The organism is Pedobacter terrae, from assembly GCF_900100705.1.
GTDB classification, from domain to species: domain Bacteria; phylum Bacteroidota; class Bacteroidia; order Sphingobacteriales; family Sphingobacteriaceae; genus Pedobacter; species Pedobacter terrae.
The window spans coordinates 81,256-99,345 of record NZ_FNCH01000017.1 but is presented as its reverse complement, the minus strand read 5'-3'; the positions used below and the strand labels follow the sequence as shown (position 1 = coordinate 99,345).

Annotated in this window: 13 protein-coding genes; 8 read left to right on the top strand and 5 right to left on the bottom strand. The window is 37.6% G+C overall.

Annotated features, from left to right (window positions below; translation table 11 throughout):
• The first annotated feature begins 134 nt into the window (after window positions 1-134).
• The 5 genes from typA (at window position 135) to BLR60_RS18820 (ending at window position 6,556) form a co-directional block, all read left to right on the top strand.
• Window positions 135-1,940 carry a translational GTPase TypA gene (gene typA / locus BLR60_RS18840; protein ID WP_090502651.1) on the top strand — a complete coding sequence of 602 codons (1,806 nt, stop codon included), beginning with the start codon at window positions 135-137 and terminating at the stop codon, window positions 1,938-1,940.
• A gap of 266 nt (window positions 1,941-2,206) precedes the next feature.
• Window positions 2,207-3,133 (top strand): lysophospholipid acyltransferase family protein, encoded by a 927-nt coding sequence (locus BLR60_RS18835; RefSeq protein WP_090502649.1) that lies wholly within the window; start codon window positions 2,207-2,209, stop codon window positions 3,131-3,133.
• 90 nt (window positions 3,134-3,223) lie between these two features.
• Window positions 3,224-4,099 (top strand): lysophospholipid acyltransferase family protein, encoded by an 876-nt coding sequence (locus tag BLR60_RS18830; protein WP_090502647.1) that lies wholly within the window; start codon window positions 3,224-3,226, stop codon window positions 4,097-4,099.
• 77 nt (window positions 4,100-4,176) lie between these two features.
• The gene (locus BLR60_RS18825; protein WP_090502645.1) at window positions 4,177-5,367 is read left to right on the top strand and encodes a serine hydrolase domain-containing protein; all 1,191 of its coding nucleotides are present in this window, start codon (window positions 4,177-4,179) and stop codon (window positions 5,365-5,367) included.
• Window positions 5,368-5,512: 145 nt separating this feature from the next.
• On the top strand, window positions 5,513-6,556 hold the full coding sequence (locus tag BLR60_RS18820) for a hypothetical protein (protein ID WP_090502643.1): 1,044 nt from the start codon (window positions 5,513-5,515) through the stop codon (window positions 6,554-6,556).
• Window positions 6,557-6,707: 151 nt separating this feature from the next.
• Here the strand turns inward: BLR60_RS18820 and BLR60_RS18815 are convergent, their stop codons facing one another.
• The 4 genes from BLR60_RS18815 to BLR60_RS18800 form a co-directional block, all read right to left on the bottom strand.
• Complete coding sequence (locus BLR60_RS18815) at window positions 6,708-7,268, bottom strand: type 1 glutamine amidotransferase domain-containing protein (RefSeq protein ID WP_090502641.1); 561 nt, start codon at window positions 7,266-7,268, stop codon at window positions 6,708-6,710.
• A 225-nt stretch (window positions 7,269-7,493) separates the two neighbouring features.
• Entirely contained in the window at window positions 7,494-8,240 is a 747-nt protein-coding gene (locus BLR60_RS18810) for a glycosyltransferase family 2 protein (RefSeq protein ID WP_090502640.1), read from the bottom strand.
• Between the two features lie 2 nt (window positions 8,241-8,242).
• The gene (locus BLR60_RS18805) at window positions 8,243-9,388 is read right to left on the bottom strand and encodes a PDDEXK nuclease domain-containing protein (protein WP_090502638.1); all 1,146 of its coding nucleotides are present in this window, start codon (window positions 9,386-9,388) and stop codon (window positions 8,243-8,245) included.
• A gap of 62 nt (window positions 9,389-9,450) precedes the next feature.
• Window positions 9,451-10,731 (bottom strand): glycosyltransferase, encoded by a 1,281-nt coding sequence (locus tag BLR60_RS18800; protein ID WP_090502636.1) that lies wholly within the window; start codon window positions 10,729-10,731, stop codon window positions 9,451-9,453.
• Window positions 10,732-10,857: 126 nt separating this feature from the next.
• Here BLR60_RS18800 and BLR60_RS18795 point away from each other — a divergent pair, with 126 nt between their 5' ends.
• From BLR60_RS18795 to BLR60_RS18785, 3 genes are all read left to right on the top strand, one after another.
• A complete protein-coding gene (locus BLR60_RS18795; RefSeq protein ID WP_090502634.1) occupies window positions 10,858-14,052 on the top strand; it encodes a S41 family peptidase in 3,195 nt (1,064 codons plus the stop codon).
• A gap of 180 nt (window positions 14,053-14,232) precedes the next feature.
• Complete coding sequence (locus BLR60_RS18790; protein WP_090502632.1) at window positions 14,233-14,982, top strand: class I SAM-dependent methyltransferase; 750 nt, start codon at window positions 14,233-14,235, stop codon at window positions 14,980-14,982.
• Window positions 14,983-14,988: 6 nt separating this feature from the next.
• Window positions 14,989-16,515, top strand: coding sequence for a rhomboid family intramembrane serine protease (locus BLR60_RS18785; protein ID WP_090502630.1), 1,527 nt, complete (start codon window positions 14,989-14,991; stop codon window positions 16,513-16,515).
• A gap of 6 nt (window positions 16,516-16,521) precedes the next feature.
• Here BLR60_RS18785 and BLR60_RS18780 read toward each other — a convergent pair whose 3' ends face one another.
• Window positions 16,522-17,973 carry an alpha-L-fucosidase gene (locus tag BLR60_RS18780; RefSeq protein ID WP_090502628.1) on the bottom strand — a complete coding sequence of 484 codons (1,452 nt, stop codon included), beginning with the start codon at window positions 17,971-17,973 and terminating at the stop codon, window positions 16,522-16,524.
• Window positions 17,974-18,090 lie beyond the last annotated feature (117 nt).

Here is an 18,090-nt window from a genome sequence, read left to right as displayed (position 1 = left end):
CGAAACGCTACTGCAATTGCTTTTCTAACTAAAAATGAGACCATTGCAACGTTATTAAAGCATTAAATAGTGAGCGATATAGTAGAAAATCCATTTCTAAACACTATCTTTGCGCCAAATTTGAGGCGCATTTTATGCAAAAGATTAGAAATATAGCTATTATAGCACACGTTGACCACGGTAAAACCACGTTGGTTGATAAGATTTTACACTCTTGTTCTATTTTTCGTGACAACGAACAAACAGGAGAGTTGATATTGGATAATAACGATTTAGAGCGTGAGCGTGGTATCACAATCGTATCTAAAAACGTATCAGTTCAATACAAAGATGTAAAAATTAACATTATCGATACACCTGGTCACGCGGATTTTGGCGGTGAAGTAGAGCGTGTTTTGAAAATGGCCGATGGGGTACTTTTACTTTGTGATGCTTTTGAAGGTGCAATGCCTCAAACGCGTTTCGTAACACAAAAAGCTTTGGCACTTGGTTTAAAACCAATTGTGGTAGTGAACAAAGTAGATAAAGAAAACTGTCGCCCTGAAGAGGTTTATGAGCAAATTTTCGAATTGTTCTTTAACCTTGAAGCTACTGAAGAGCAATTGGATTTTCCGGTTATTTACGGTTCATCTAAACAAGGATGGATGAGTACTGACTGGCAGAAACCAACTACTGATATTTTTGCTTTATTGGATGCTGTTGTGGCTAACATTCCACCAGCACCAATTAACGATGGTACTTTGCAGATGCAGATTACCTCTTTAGATTATTCATCTTTCGTAGGTCGTATCGCAATTGGCCGTGTTCACCGTGGTACCATTAAAGAAAACCAACCCGTTACTTTAATTAAACGCGATGGCAAAATTGTTAAAACAAGAGTTAAAGAACTTTATACTTTCGAAGGTTTAGGAAAAATCCGTACTCAAGAAGTAGGTTCTGGTGATATTTGTGCGGTTGTAGGTATTGATGGTTTTGATATTGGTGATACCATCGCTGATTTCGAGGCACCAGAGCAATTACCGGTAATTAGCATTGATGAGCCAACAATGAACATGTTGTTCACCATCAATAACTCGCCATTCTTCGGTAAAGAAGGTAAATTGGTTACTTCTCAACGGATCAAAGACCGTTTGATGAAGGAAATGGAGAAAAACTTAGCATTAAAAGTTGTTGAAACTCAGGGTGCAGATTCATGGTTGGTTTATGGCCGTGGTATTCTTCACTTATCTGTTTTGATCGAAACAATGCGTCGTGAAGGTTATGAATTGCAAGTTGGTCAGCCACAGGTAATTGTTAAGGAAATTGACGGTAAAAAACATGAGCCAATTGAAACTTTAATTGTAGATGTACCTGCTGAAGTTTCTGGTAAAGTAATCGAATTGGTAACCCAGCGTAAAGGTGAGTTATTGATTATGGAACCAAAAGGTGATTTACAACACTTAGAATTCGAAATCCCATCTCGTGGTATTATCGGTTTACGTAATAACGTTTTAACAGCTACTGCTGGTGAGGCAATTATGGCACACCGTTTCAAAGCTTATGAGCCTTGGAAAGGCACTATCCCTGGTCGTTTAAATGGCGTATTAATTTCGATGGATAAAGGTACTACTACTGCATATTCGATCGATAAATTACAGGATAGAGGCCGTTTCTTTGTAGATCCGGGAGTTGATATTTACGAAGGACAAATTTTAGGAGAGCATATCCGTGATAATGATTTAGTAATCAATATCGTAAAAGGTAAAGCTTTAACTAACATGCGTGCATCAGGTACTGATGATAATGCACGTATTGCACCGGCAATTAAATTTTCATTGGAAGAGGCTATGGAATACATCCAGGCTGATGAGTACATCGAAGTTACCCCGGTAAGCATGCGTTTACGTAAAATCTTCTTAACGGAGCAAGAACGTAAAGTTAAAGGAAAGCAATTCGCTTAAACCTTAAATCCCTGAAAAGGGAATAAAATATAGATCAAAAGCCTCGATATAAATCGGGGCTTTTTTGTGTAAAAACGGTTTTGGTGTTAAGCAGTTGGATAGTAAATGGAATTGCAATTAATTATTGCTTTCAATCAATAAGGCTATTTTCTGTCAGCTATTTTTCATAAAACCTGGGGGAATAAAAAGTTAACAATCGGATGGCAATCAGATTTCGGAGTACTTTTAATTTTGTGCTTTATCAAATAAACTAATTGTCCCTAATCGTGATTAATAAAGGATTATCTAAGGGGGGTATATTTTTATTGAATATGCTCTCTCAATTGCCACTATTTGTATTGTACAGGTTGGCAGATGCTTTTTATGTCATAATCTTTTATGTTTTCGGTTACCGAAGAAAAGTGGTTAAAGAAAACTTGCTCAACGCTTTTCCGGAAAAAGCCTCCGGTGAAATTGATACCATAGAAAAACGGTTCTACAAATTTTTGGCTTCACTTTTTATCGAAGTGATCAAAATGAAAAGCATTTCTCAAAAAGAATTAAACAAGCGGGTAAAATTTAAAAATACTGATCTTGTAGAAGCCTATCTAAAAAATAATGAAAGCGTGCTTTTCTGCTCATCACATTATGGTAATTATGAATGGGTGTGTATGGCTATTGGTTTAAACTTTTCGGGCGCACATTTTCCAATTTATAAACCTTTAAGCAGCGAAACTTTCGATAACTGGTTTCTAACGATGAGAAGCAAATTCGGCAATCATATGGTATCGATGCGTCAAACTTTAAGGGCCATACAGGCCAATAAACATCAGCCAACCATGTTTACCTTTGGCAGCGATCAGGCACCTTCAAAAGATGAATCGAATTATTGGACAACTTTTTTAAATCAGGAATCTTCTATACAGTTAGGGGTGGAAAAAATTGCGAGGAAAACCAACCGTCCGGTTTTTTATCTTAAAATCAATTATTTGAAAAGAGGATATTATGAAGTTGACTGTGTTCCGATCTGTTTAAATCCATCCGAAACAGCCGAGTTTGAAATTACCGAAATGCATACCCGTTTTTTAGAGGATATGATTAAAGAAGCACCTGCTTACTGGTTATGGAGCCATAGGAGGTGGAAATATAAACCAGAACCAAAGGTTTCAGCTATTGTTGAAAAAGATTATAATTTGATAGATGAACCGGCTTAACCAGATCATTACAGAATTATTAAATCTAACATTTTCGTGGCATAATTTTATAACCTGCTGTTTAAATTAGCATTTCAACTAATTCCGAATGTGATTATAACGTGGATTTCCCGTTTGGGAATATTTCTTTTAAGCGTATTATCCCTGCTTCCACTATCTATATTGTACATATTGGCTGATGGAACATATCTGTTACTGTATTTTGTATTTCGGTACCGTAGGAAAGTGGTGAGGGAGAATCTGTTAAATGCGCTTCCCGATAGGGCATTACAAGAGATTTTAGTTATCGAAAAGCGATTTTACCGTTATCTGGCCTCGCTGATTTTTGAAGTTGTTAAAATGAGTAGTATTTCCAAACAGGAAATCGAAAGACGTTTTGTTTTTAAAAACAAAGCGCGTGTGCAGGAATACTTAGACCAGGGTCAAAGTATATTATTCTGTTCAGCACATTATGGCAACTGGGAGTGGGGTACTTTGGGTTTAGGACTTAACTTCTCTGCAGATCATTACCCCATTTACAAACCCTTAAGCAATCCAACATTTGATCATTGGTTTAAAAAAGTACGAAGTAAATTTGGTAATAAATTAGTTGCCATGCGGCAAACTATGCGTGCGTTGCAGGTTAGTAAAGGTAAGCCAAGCATGTTTAGTTTCGGTAATGACCAGGCACCCGCTAAAGACGAATCGCATTATTGGACTAATTTTATGCACCAGCCCAGTTCTATACAGTTAGGGATTGAAAAAATAGCCAAGCGTACCAATCGGCCTATATTTTATCTCAAAGTGAAAGTGCTAAGACGCGGTTTTTATGAAGTGGATTGTGTGCCGCTTTGTTTAAAACCGGCTGAAACCGTTACGTATGAAATTACTGAAATGCATACCCGCTTCTTGGAAGAAATTATCAATGCACAGCCTGAATATTGGCTTTGGAGCCATAAACGATGGAAGTATAAACCTCAACATTAACTACTTGTTTGAAAGGGATAAGCGAAAGCAGGTATAATTTCTTAAATATTTTATATTTGCTATTACAACGCCTACCCATGAGAACCTTCAAAAAGATACTATTAATCCTGATTTATTCGTTTTTTTTATCGTTGCTGGCCTTATTCCTTTGGAAACCATATTTGTTGAATGTGTTAAAATACAGAACACCGAATGCCGAAACCTATAAAATTTTTCCACAGGAAGTTTCGAATAAGAGTGATTCGGTTTTTCATTTTATAAGATCAGTAAAACAACGAAACGACTTAGATACCTTACATGTATTAGATGAAAATAACCGATCCATTCCCTTAAAAGACTATTTAAAAAATGGACAAATAAATGTTTTTATCGTGATCAGGAATGATAGTGTTTTATATGAGCGATATAATAAGGGTTATAGTGATAGTACCTTGACCAGTATATTTTCGGGTGCTAAAACCATGATTTCTATTGTAGTTGGTCAGGCGTTGGCAGACCGTAGCATTAAAAGCTTAGATGATAAATTGACAAAGTATATTCCTGAATTAAAATCGAACCCTGCCTTTGCCCAAATTACTTTAAAAAACCTCCTGGATATGAAATCGGGACTTGAGTTTCAGGATGCGTTCGGCGGAGTAATAAAAGCATTTTTTTCTGATGAGGCTAAATATTATTATACCAATGATATGAAAGCGCAACTGATGAAAGTTAAACTGGTAAATAAGCCAGGAACGGTTTGGGTATACAAAAGCATTGATCCGATTTTATTGGGCTGGGTTTTAAAAAAAGCCGCCGGAAAATCTGTAGCTCAGTATTTCGAAGCGAATGTGTGGAAGCAGATAGGTACGGAATATCACGCCACCTGGGGCCTGGACCAAGTTAATGGCCTTACAAACACCGCAAGCCGTTTTCAGGTGACAGCCATTGATTTTGCAAAAATCGGCCGGTTATATTTAAATCAAGGTAAGTACAATGGAAAGCAAGTCGTTCCGGAAAGCTGGGTAAATCAATCCACCCATATCGGCACGGAAAAGCCTGCATCCGCAAAAGGCTGGCAAAAATCGGCACATCATTATCTCTGGTGGATCCCGCAAGAAGGAGATCATGGCGATTATGCGGCAGAAGGTATGCTTGGCCAAAGGTTATATGTTGATCCAAAAACAAATACCATCATTGTGCAGTTTGCCGATCACGGCGCAGGGAATTATCCTTACCGGAAAATCAGCAGGTATCTCGCTGGATTGCCGTTTAGTTATCCGAAGTCTTAACCGCAAAGAACGCTATGTTTACGCCAAGTGCGCTAAGAAATTTCACTTTGCATTCCTTTGCGTAAAACTTTGTGGCCTTTGCGGTAAAAAAAGATAGGAGCATGTTCTTTGTGGTTAAGTTTTTAAAACTGTACATTGCCTCTGCATGGAAAACAACGACGTAAAAATTTCGAAAAAGAAGCCGATTTTTCCGGTTACGCCTGCTTTGCAGAAATATTTGCGTACTTACCAGCGTGAAGCGAAATTGCCCATTGGTTATAACGATCTGATGCAGTTTAACGAGGCTTTTCCTTTAATGGATAAGTTTGGTAAAGATTCGCTTTGGGAGGGGCCAATATATGCCCAGGATTTAATAGAAAGATTGCATGATGGTTTAAAGGAAATTTATGCCAATCTTAAAGCCTCAGGTAACCTGCGTATCGTTGAGCATAAGTATATCGATAAAATAGAGTATTGTACCTTCGGCAATACCCATCCTTTCCGTATCCGAATTGTGAACCGTTTAAATGATGTATATGATTACTTCTATATTAAAAAGGCTGATGCTTCGCGTATTTATGGCCTCGAAATGGAGGAAATACTTTCTCCAAATCAGGTAAATTACCTGGTAGATGGCAATACCTTGGTAGAAGAACACATTGCCGGGATTCCGGGTGATGTTTTTACAAAAGGACAGTTGTATACACCCGAATTTAATCCTACCCGTATAGCAAAAGAGTTTGTAAAGTTTAATGAGCGTTGTTTGATTATGCTTTTGGGCGATATGCGTGCGTACAATTTTGTGGTTCAGATTACACCCGATTTTGATGATATTCAGTTTCGCATCCGGGCGATAGATTTTGATCAACAGTTTTATGAAGGCAATTTAAAGGTCTACCTACCTCAGTTTTTTAAAGAGAATTTGCCTTATGTAAAAATGAGTATGGAGCAATTGACAGAGAAAACTGTATTGCAATATCAGCAGGAAGAGCGCTCGTCTATTGTACACCGGGTGAGGAGTGAGCGTCATCGATTAACTGATCTCCGCGACGTTTCGAACAAAGAAGAACTCACCACGCCAGAAAATATCGCTTTGCTTAAACAGGGCATGAGTGATTATTTTAAAGATTCAAATTATCTGCGGTGCAAAACCATGACCGATATTATTGAACTGAATATTAAAAATATTATCAGGCAGGTTAAGCTTTAAGGGGTGTTGGATGTTATCATCCTACAATGAGAATAAATAAATTATCTGTCAGATGGTAACATCTGACGGCTTAAAAGAACAGGTTAAAATAAAAACGGCCGACAATTTGCCGACCGTTTTTGAGTGAATCTAGAAAGAGCGTCCAAAGTTTTTAGGCGTGTTGCCCTTCATGCACCCCTTCAGCAAATTCCTCTACAATTTTATCGTTAAAAGCTGGTAAATCTTCAGGAGTACGGCTCGTAACCAAACCTTGGTCTACTACCACTTCTTCATCAGACCAGATGGCTCCAGCATTAATTAAATCTTTTGAAATATTTTTTACTGAAGTTAATTTTCTGCCTTGTACTACATCTGCATTAATCAAAGTTTGCGGACCATGGCAAATGGCTGCAACTGGTTTCCCATCGGCAAAGAAAGATTTTACAAAAGCTAATGCATCCTCATTCACACGTAACTGATCCGGATTAATTACACCGCCTGGTAAAAGTAATCCGTTGTAATCCTCAGCATTTGCTTCTGAAATGGTTTTATCTACATCAACTTCTATCGACCAATGGTCTTGGTTCCAAGCTTTTATTTTTCCGCCTTTTGAGGAGATGATGTGAACGGTTGCGCCCTCTTCTTTTAACCTTTTAACTGGTTCGGTTAATTCTACTTCTTCAAATCCGCTTTCTGAAAGTACAGCAATGGTGCGGTTACTTAATTGTCCCATAATCTTTTAATTTTTAATAGGTGATATATTAAAAGACAGTTGGGAAAAATTATTGTTTTTAGAAATTTAAGATTAGGGAATGCCGTAACCTAGTCCACTCGTTATGCTGAACTTGTTTCAGCATCTTTTTTTAGTAATAATTATTGATTTTTAAAATGTATATATAATTAGTAATCAATTAGATGTGTTCAAAATAAGTTCAGCATGACGATCTCAAAAGAAGGGTTAGTCATTGGTTCTGCGGTGTTTAATAAAGTATAAGGCTAAATTGCCAGCGATAACAATATGATTGAAAATATTGGGGATCAAACCATAATATTTGGTGAAGATTTCAAATCTTTCTTTTAAGCTTTCGCGGTGTTTTTTCTTGCTCATGCCACCAACGAGGTATTTGGCTACATAACGGTGTACGTTTACGATATTTGAGGCTTTTTTTGCGGCTTTGATAATCCAGTCGATATCGGCACTGTACTTATATGTTAAATCGTAAGGGGTGATGATGCTACGGCGGATATAAATGGCCTGATGGCTAATGTTCATGCCATATTTAAAACTTGTCCAGTCGAACTCATCTGGCGCTTCGTGCCTTCTGCGGCCTAAATTTTCCCAGTTATCATTATACATTTCGGTTTCGCCGTAATAAATATCGGCACCTGGAGCAGTTGCAAATACATCTTCTACCGTATGGTTGTCATAAATCTCATCCCCAGAGTTCATAAATAAAATATAATCGCCTGTTGCCAATGCCAAACCTTTATTCATAGCATCATAAATACCTTTGTCGGGTTCTGATACAATTTTCGAAATTTGATTTTTATATTGTTCCACTATTTGCAGCGTCCCATCAGATGAGGCGCCATCAATTACGATATATTCAACGTTTTGATGAGTCTGATTTAAAACAGATTTTATCGTACGTTCAATATCGCGAACGTTATTGTACACAATGGTGATAACAGTTAATTTGGGCATGGTTAGTCCATTAATTTTTTAAAGGTTTCGGCATCGGGGATTAAACCTTTAAATGCTTTTGGTAATGTTGTGCTGGTTTTGTAGGTAGAAACACCCATCGCTTTATTGAAATCACGAAATGAAAACTCTACAATTTTGTTTTTCTTTTCTTTGCAAAGTATTATTCCTATTGAAGGTTGTTCGTGTGGCTGTTTAACATATTCATCAAGAGCGGATAGATAGAAATTCATTTTGCCCAGATACTCGGGTTTGAATTTTCCTGTTTTTAGTTCGAAAACCACCAAACATTGTAAACGGCGGTTAAAAAATAAAAGATCTATAAAGTATTCTTCATCTTCAACAATCAATCGGTACTGGTTACTAATAAAGGCAAAATCAGTCCCTAATGACATTAAAAACTTCTTAATGTTGTTTACGATTCCACTTTCTAAAACCCGTTCATCTTGCTCATCAGCGTCTTCCAGATTAATAAAATCCAGCAGGTATTCATCTTTAAAAGACTGCAACGCTTTGTCCCTTAATTCTTCATTAGAAATTGTTTTCGAAAAATTATTTTGTAAACTGCCAGAGTTGCTATACAACTTATTTTTGAGGTGATGTTTTAAAGTTGTTAAACTCCAAAATTCTGTAGCTGTTTTCTGAATATAATATATCTTTTCAGCTAGCGTTTCCGTAGCGAGAATGAGTTCAATATGATGCGAAAAACTTAACTTGAAAAAATAACGTCCTATTTGGTCCAACACTGTTGGACTAAATTCAATGTCCTCTACGTCAATAAGTTGTATTTGGTCCAACACTGTTGGACTAATTGTGATTTCGTCAGTATAGATGACAGATAGCTGCTCTGTTACTGACGGTTTAATATAAATATGTTCTTCCCAGGATTCAAAAAAAAATCTCATCCTTTTAATTCCTGTTGCTGAAAAGCCTCTTAAACCAGGTAATTCTGCCTGCAAATCCGAAGAAAGATTATCAATAACTTTTGCACCCCATTTTTCCTTTTTTATCTTTTCGGAAATGAATTTACCTACCGTAAAATATAGCAACAAAAGCTCTTTGTTTACAAAAGTAGCTGCTTTATACCTGCTTGATAAAATAGCCGATTTTAATGCTTTAATACTTTCGGTATAGTTTGCAATGTTTTCCATTTAACAGTTTCAGTCGGTATAAATTTAATAAAGATTGACCAAATTTTAATTAAAATATAGCATTATTTCGGCTGTAAATCAATTAAGGTTTCGTAAAGATGGATGTGTTCTGCAGCAATAACTTCTTCCGAAAAATCGGTTAAAATACTTAATCTTGCTGCTTTTTGGATTTCTTCTTTATTAGGGCGGTGATATAACCATTCAATACCGTTTGCTAAATCTTTCGCATTTTGATATTCGGCCAGGTAGCCGTTTTGCATATGCTTAACCATATCCGGGATCCCGCCAGTGGTAAAAGCAATAACAGGTGTGGCACATGATAAACTTTCCATCACCGTATTGGGCAGGTTGTCCTCTAACGAAGGCGTAATAAATGCATCAGCGGCAGAATAACACTTTGCTAAATGATCATCTTTATTAATGGTGCCCAGGAATGTGGTTTTGAAAGGAAATTCTGGCATTTCTGCATTCTCTTTATTGCCAAAAATAACCAATTCAATGTTATCATTTTGAATTCCACTCCTGCGCGAAAGGATTTCCAAAGCTTCAATTAAATAGGGGGTTCCTTTATGTTTGTCGTTTTTTGAGGGCATAAACCCGCTCATCAATACAAATTTATCTGGATGAATTTTCAGGACTTTCTTAGCTTCCGATTTAACATAAGGCTTAAAAATCTTTGTTTCGATCGTATTCGGAATAATGGTAGTTTTCCTTGTGCCCAACAAACTGCTAAATTTTATCGAAGCAGCCATCCATCGGCTTGGTGCTACAATATGGAAATTCAATTCCGTATAAGCTTTTTGTTTGCGCACCCAGGTTTTGTGCGAAATATCGTTTTTATCACTAATTTTCAGGATGGGGCAATTGCCACATTGCTGGTGAAAATGTTCACAGCCATAACGTACATGGCAGCCACCGGTAAAAGCATTGCTATCATGAAAAGTCCATACAATTGGTTTTTCCAGCTCATCTAGCTGCGCCAGGAACTTAGGATTGAGAAAACCATGGTTTACCCAATGTAAATGAATAATATCTGCATTTTTAACGTCAGGATGGTTGATAACCGACCGGCCGAACCATTGCAAACTGAAAGGTGTTTTTACTGATTTGCTTAACCACTTGGCGAAATATCTCTCTGACAAGATGTTATAGATGGCTTTAGCCTTCTGTAAAGGTGACTTGCTGAAAGTGTCTATTTCAGGGTTTTGACCAAATTTATAATAAACCAATACTTTTGAATCGATTCCACTAGCCTTTAAAGCATCGCTTAAGCGCAAACAGGCTCTCCCTGCTCCGCCATTCCCGTCATAGGTATTTAGATGTACTACTTTCAAATCAATCAAAAATACATTTTATTGTTTACGAATATAAAATCTGTTGCGTAATTTCATCCATAAATTTTATCGTTCTTAAGGTTAAGCTGTTTTTGTGAGAAAAAACTGCCTTTCCGGAGCCAAACTAACTTAATTATGATCAAGTCTTTAATAAAATCACTTGTGGCACTGGCTTTTTTATGGCCGGTACATTCATTTGCCCAAAATCAAACTTATTTTGCTGCATATCCAGCTTTAACGCCTGATGCACAAACAATAGTATTTAGCTACGATGGCGATATTTGGAAAGTTCCGGTAAAAGGTGGCGTAGCATCGCGCATTACGGCTATGCAAGGTGAAGAAATTAACCCTAAAATATCGCCTGACGGGAAGTGGATGGCTTTTTCATCTAACCAGTTTGGTAATTATGATATTTATGTAATGCCTTTAGCTGGTGGTGATATTAAACAGTTAACATTTAACGATGCCAGTGATGAAGTAGATAACTGGAGCTGGGATTCTAAAACTATTTATTTTACCTCGGGCCGTTATAATTCTTTTTCGAGTTATAAAGTAAATGTAAACGGAGGTACAGCGGTGCGTTTATTTAATAATTATTTTAATACCACGCACCATATTGCAGAATCGCCAACCGGAGAATTGTTTTTTAACGATACCTGGGAAAGTATGCGCTTTGCCAACCGTAAACATTATAAAGGGGCCTATAACCCTGATATCCAATCATACAATCCAAAAACAAAAAGCTATAAACGTTATACCGATTATATCGGGAAAGATTTCTGGACGAGTGTTGATCAAAAAGGCAATATCTTTTTTGTATCTGATGAAAGCAACGATGAATACAACCTTTATACTTTTATCAATGGTAAAAAAACTGGTTTAACCAATTTCGATACTTCTATTAAACGTCCGTTCGTTTCGGCCGATGGAACTACGGTTGTATTTGAGAAAGATTATCAATTGTACACTTATGACGTAGCTTCGAAGAAAACGGAGAAAATCAATATTAGTACCTCGCGCAATCAGGTATTAAGCAAAGAACAGGAGTATGATGTGCGTGGAAATATTTCTGCATTTGATGTTTCAACAGATGGGAAAAAAATGGCCTTTAGTTCGCGTGGTGAGGTGTTTGTGAGCGATGCAGATGGAAAGTTTATCCGGCAAATTACGAACAGTGGCGATCGTGCCCTGGAATGTAAATGGCTGGCTGATAATAAAACTATTCTGTTCAGTCAAACCACTAACGGTTACCAAAACTGGTTTACGATTACAGGTGATGGAAAGGGTACCGTAAAACAGCTTACAAAAGATAAAGCAAACGTCCGCGATATCACTTTGAACAAAAGTAAAACCATGGCCGTGTATTTAAGCGGCAGAAATGAGCTTAAACTGATGGACCTAAAAACTTTTGATGCCAAAACTTTGGTAACTGACGAATTTTGGGCGATACAGAACGCAACACCAAGTTTTTCGCCAAATGACGAATATGTACTGTTTACCGTTTATCGGAATTTTGAACAAGATATTATGGTGCATCACATCAAAAACAATAAAACCATTAACTTAACCAACACGGGCGTTAGCGAAACCAGTCCGGCGTGGTCTCCAGATGGCAAGTATATTTTTTTCACCAGTGCCCGTACCAAGCCGTCTTATCCGACAGGGATGCAAAATGCACACATTTACCGCATGGCTTTAAATAACTACGATGAGCCTTATCGTGCTGATAAATTCGATGATCTGTTTAAAGAAAGCAAGCCGGCACCAACGGATGTTAGGCCTGTACCCGAAAATAAAAATGATAAAAAGGCCAAAACCGATACAGCTAAGAAGAAAACTGAAGTTAAACCTACACCTAAGCCTGCCAGTGTCATTACTATTAATACTGAAGACCTACTGGATAGAATAGAATTGGTTGGTCCTTCGTTTGGCGGCCAGTACGGAACAGATGTTTATGCCAAGGGCGATAAAACTTATGTTTTTTATTCATCTAATCACGAAGGCGGTGCTCCGAGCCTGTATCGTACTACTATCGAACCCTTTGAAGCCAATAAAACGGAAAAAGTTGCCGATGGTGGCGATTACTCCATTATTTCGGCAGGGGATAAATTTTTCGTTTTATCGAAAGGTGCAATCAATAAGTATAGCTTAGAAGGTAATAAACTCGATCGGGTAGATCATGGTTATAAATTTACCAGAAACCTAAATGCCGAGTTTAACCAGATGTTTTATGAAACCTGGGTAGGTTTAGATGAAAATTTTTACGATGAAAAATTTCATGGCGTAGATTGGGATAAAATGAGAACACGTTATGCCGCATATTTGCCTTATGTAAATAACCGTAGTGACCTAAGGATTTTATTAAATGATATGTTGGGCGAATTGAATTCCTCTCATATGGGCTTTAATAGTGCAGGGGCAGAGGAACGCAAAAATCTGAATTACATTACCAATGAAACAGGAATCATCTTCGATAATGAAAATCCTTTAAAGGTAGAACGTATTGCCGCTAAAAGTAATGCTGCCCGTACTGGAAACAATATTTTAGCCGGCGATATCTTAACAGAAGTAAACGGGGTTAAAGTAGATGAGAAAATAGACCGCGATTATTATTTCAGTAAGCCATCATTAGATCGGGAAATGACATTAACCTTTAAACGCAATGGCAAGGATGTTTATGTTAATATACATCCCGAAAGTTCAGGTACATTGCGCGGGAATCTTTATGATGAATGGATTAGCCAAAACCACAAAAATGTAGACAAGTGGAGCAACAACCGCATTGCCTATTCTTACATGAAAAATATGGGTGGCAGCGAGTTGGAAACTTTTCTTTTGGACATGGTTGCACAAGAAGAAAACAAGGAGGCCATTATTCTGGATCTACGTTATAATACCGGTGGGAACGTACATGATGATGTGCTGAAATTCCTTTCACAGCGTCCTTACCTGAAATGGAAATACCGCGGAGGTAAAATGGCTCCACAAAGTAATTTTGGTCCGGCGGCGAAGCCTATCGTATTGCTCATTAACGAGCAATCTTTAAGTGATGCTGAAATGACAGCTGCAGGTTTTAAGCAATTAAAACTGGGTAAGATTATAGGCACAGAAACCTACCGTTGGATTATTTTTACGTCGGCTAAAAGTTTGGTAGATGGTTCTTCTTACCGTTTACCATCGTGGGGTTGTTATACTATGGATGGTAAGAACATTGAAAAGGAAGGTGTTAAACCAGATATCTTCGTTAAAAATACTTTTGAAGACCGCCTGGCAAATAAAGATCCTCAACTCGAAAAAGCAGTAGCGGAGATTTTGAAAGACCTAAAATAGGGTTAGTCTTAAAAGATTGTTTTATTGTCGGATTGTTATATTGCTGGCAACCGACAATAAAATATTTAAGCTGGGTTGAATTAGCAATAAAGCAATCTAACAATCCAGCAATATAAGCCATTCAATTTTTAAACAATTACCCATTTTTTCCGTTTCTTTGAACCTGGAATTATTTAAAACATGGCAAATTTATTAACCGACAGGGCTTTTTGGGTAAATTATTGGGAAAGTAAAAAAGGACTGGCCGTTCAGTTACCTGCTAACTATTTATTTCACAAACAACTAGCCGATGTTATTCATAAAGATAAAGTCAAAACCGCTATCGAATTAGGTGGTTTCCCCGGTTACTATGCAGTATTCCTCAAAAAATATTTTCAGCTTGATGTTACACTTTTAGACTATTTTGTACACCCACCTGTTGTGCATGAACTTTTGGCGAAAAACAGTTTAACCGAAAAGGATATCCACATCATCGAAACCGATCTTTTCAATTATACGCCCGAAAAGCAATACGATCTTGTATTAAGCTGCGGTTTAATTGAACATTTTAACGATACAGCCGATATTATCAACCGACACATTGCTTTTGTAAAACCAGGTGGTACTTTATTTATTACGCTGCCAAATTTTAAGGCAGTTAATGGTTGGTTCCAAAAGAATTTCGATAGAGAAAATTACGATAAACACAATATTGATAGCATGGATCCAGCCATGTTAAAATTAATTTGCGAACAAGCTGGACTTAAAGAAGTAAAATCAGGTTATTTTGGTCGGTTTAGCGTTTGGCTCGAGAACGAAGATCAAAAATCAGCAGGCGTTCGTCTGTTTAAAAAAGCGGTTTGGCTGACTGGAAAAGTATTTACAAAGATTATCCCATTCGAAAGCAAAAATCTATCACCTTATATTATCTTAGTAGCGAAAAAAATCTAACGCGCTATGTTAATCAGTTGGGGTTACTCGCCTAAAATAGAAAAGTATATTCCTTTGGCCGAATTTCCGGCAGATAAATATTTAATTGTTGCCAAACAGGCCATCGAAAATCTTGGTTGGGCCTTAAGTCACGTTTCCGAAACCGGGTTGATCGCTTATACCCCAATATCCTTCCAGTCGTATAGTGAAGAGATATCAATCCGTATCCACGGAAATTTTGCGGTGGTAAAAAGTGAATGTGTTGGGATCCAGATGCTCTTTAACGATTATGGTAAGAATGAGCTCAATCTGGAGAAGTTTTTTCACGAATTTGAATATGTAGAATTCCACCTGAAAGATGTTTGGGAAGAGAATCTGTTTAAATTCCGTCGGCTTATCGAAACACAGGACGATCATTATTTTGAAAAAGCACCTTTGGCTACAAAGAATAAAATCAAAAACGTATTATTCTTGTTTTTTCCGCAAAAGGGATATACGGCAACGCCAATTCTTGTCCTACTTAATACGCTATATTTCATCGCAATTATCATTTTATCGATTGTGTTCATTGCCTATCTTTCGTCAAAAACCGGGAATGCTTCTCAAGAAGATTACCTTTCAGAAATAAAATTATTTTCGTTAAACTTTGGGGTTAATCAACGCAATCTGGTTCTCGGAGGGCAATATTGGCGCTTAATTACCTATCAATTTATACATGGATCGGTTTCACACCTGTTTTTTAATATGTATGCACTAGTTTACCTCGGCTTGATGATCGAAAATAAACTGGGCTGGAAAAAATTCCTTTTTATTTATTTAATGAGCGGTATTTGTGGTGGTCTGGTAAGTTTGATTTTTCATCAGGAAGGCGTAATGATGGGCGCCTCGGGTGCAATTATGGGCTTATATGGTGCTTTTATTGCTTTACTGATTAATAAATCTTTCGAGCGCAAAGCAACACGGGCTTTGCTGGTGAGTACGCTTATCGTATCATTATTGGTGCTTATAAACGGGGCATTTGGCAAAAGGGTAGATAACGCGGCGCATGTTGGTGGTTTTGTTTCAGGATTTATCTTTGCCTATTTGCTTAACTATAGATGGGATAAAACTTTCGAAATTAAAAACTGGGCGAGATATGCAGTATCAGTACTTTTATTTTTAATTTTTTTTAGTGGAGTACTTCATTTTAGTCCGAAATACGCGACAGAGGAATATCGAAAACTAAGATATACTTTTAATACTAATCTGGAGTCACTCAACAGCATTATGAATTTAAAAATTTCTTTGCCTAAAGATGTTAAACTCGCTTCCATTAAAGAAGATGGTATTAGGCCTATGGAAAGAAACCTGGGAATCATCAAGCAAATGCAGGCCCTAACTTTGAGGCCTGAAGATGCTAAAGAACGCGCTGAAAAAGTGAAACTGAGTAAAGCATCCCATAGGGCTGTAATGCTGATGTATAGGGATATTAACGCCGATAGCACTTATCGCTACAGCAAACAGACTTCTAATGCATTGGCACAGGTTTTCGAAATTCTTTACAAACCAGATTAAGTTTGCTTATCCAGCTTTTTTGTACAGCCCAATTTCACTAAGTGTAATACAAACAGGTGATCTGGTGATGTTTATTTTTATTTTGTTGGTTGTTACAGGGGTATCTAATTTAATCAAACGTTTTGCGCCAATGCTTGTGCCATCATAAACCTTTTTCCAGGCATTATTTTCAAATATTTCAATGGTGTAGGCTTCTATTCGCTGACCTAAAGGAATGTACTCCTGTAAGCTGATAATGTCGAAGGTTTTAGCAGTTTTCAAGTCAAGTTCTAAACTTGCCTGGTGCATATCGTCTTGTGTAGCCCAATAACTCTCTCTCTTGCCATCAAGAAGCATAGCAACGTCATACTTCTTACCTCTGCTATTGCTTGCTTTAACCGATGCATTTTTGGCCAGGTTATGCTCGAAAGTATGTTTAACCATGTCGCCAAAAGTTTTCAGTGCGGTAACATCGTCATCATGAAGTTGACCACGGGTATCGGGTGCTAAACCCAGGTCTAAACCTGCACCACGGCCAACGCTTTTTAAATACAGATCAAACAATTCTTCCGGACCTTTTGGCTTGTCGTTAGGGTGATAGAACCATCCTTTTCTAAGCGGAACATCGCATTCTGCCGGCATCCAGAATTTCCCATTTCTAATGCCTTCTGGGCTTTGCGGGTAGTTTGCCTGTCCCGGTACTGCTACACTTTTGCCATCAGGAGCCATCGGGGTAAAAGTTGCCCAAGAGGTTTGTGCAGCATGTCCGTCTTCATTACCTACCCAGCGGATATCTAAACCAATGTCGCTAAAAATATTTGCCATTGGTTGCATTTTGCGCGTGATGGCCCAGGTATTCTTCCAATCGTAATAAGTGGTGTTATCTATAGAGCGTTTTTCTTTTGCGCCACCATAATAACCATCGCCACCGTTAGCGCCGTCATGCCAGCTCATAAAAAGTTCACCAAAATTACTGTAAAGTTCTTTTAATTGTGCCTGATAAATGGCCAGATATTTATCGGTACCATAAAGTGGATTATTTCTGTCCCATGGCGAGCAATAAACCCCAAACTTTAATCCGTTTTTACGCACGGCCTGTTCTACTTCTTTAACTAAATTTCCTTTTCCTCCTCTAAACGGGCTTTTACTGATATTATATGTTGTAGTGTTAGTTGGCCACAAAGCAAAACCATCATGGTGTTTGGCAACCAAAACAATCCCTTTCAAGCCACCTGCTTTAGCCGCTTTAATAATCTGGTCGGCATTAAAGTCCGTTGGGTTAAATATCTTTGGATCAGCATCACCAAAGCCCCACTCTTTATTTTCAAAGGTAGTTGGTGTAAAGTGCATGATGCCATAAACTTCAACATCATGCCAGGCCAGCTGCCGTTTTGATGGTAATGCACCATAAGGTTGAGGAGGGGTTTGGGCAAAAATAGCTGTAGAAAGAAGTAAAAAAAGGATCAATACGGATTTCATATACTTATAGCTTAGATTCAACTAAAGTACAAATAATTAACATTGCTGATGGTAAGTGTTAACCAATATTTAACCTGTTAAAACATGTGAAAGCGAAATTATTTTACATCTTGAGTG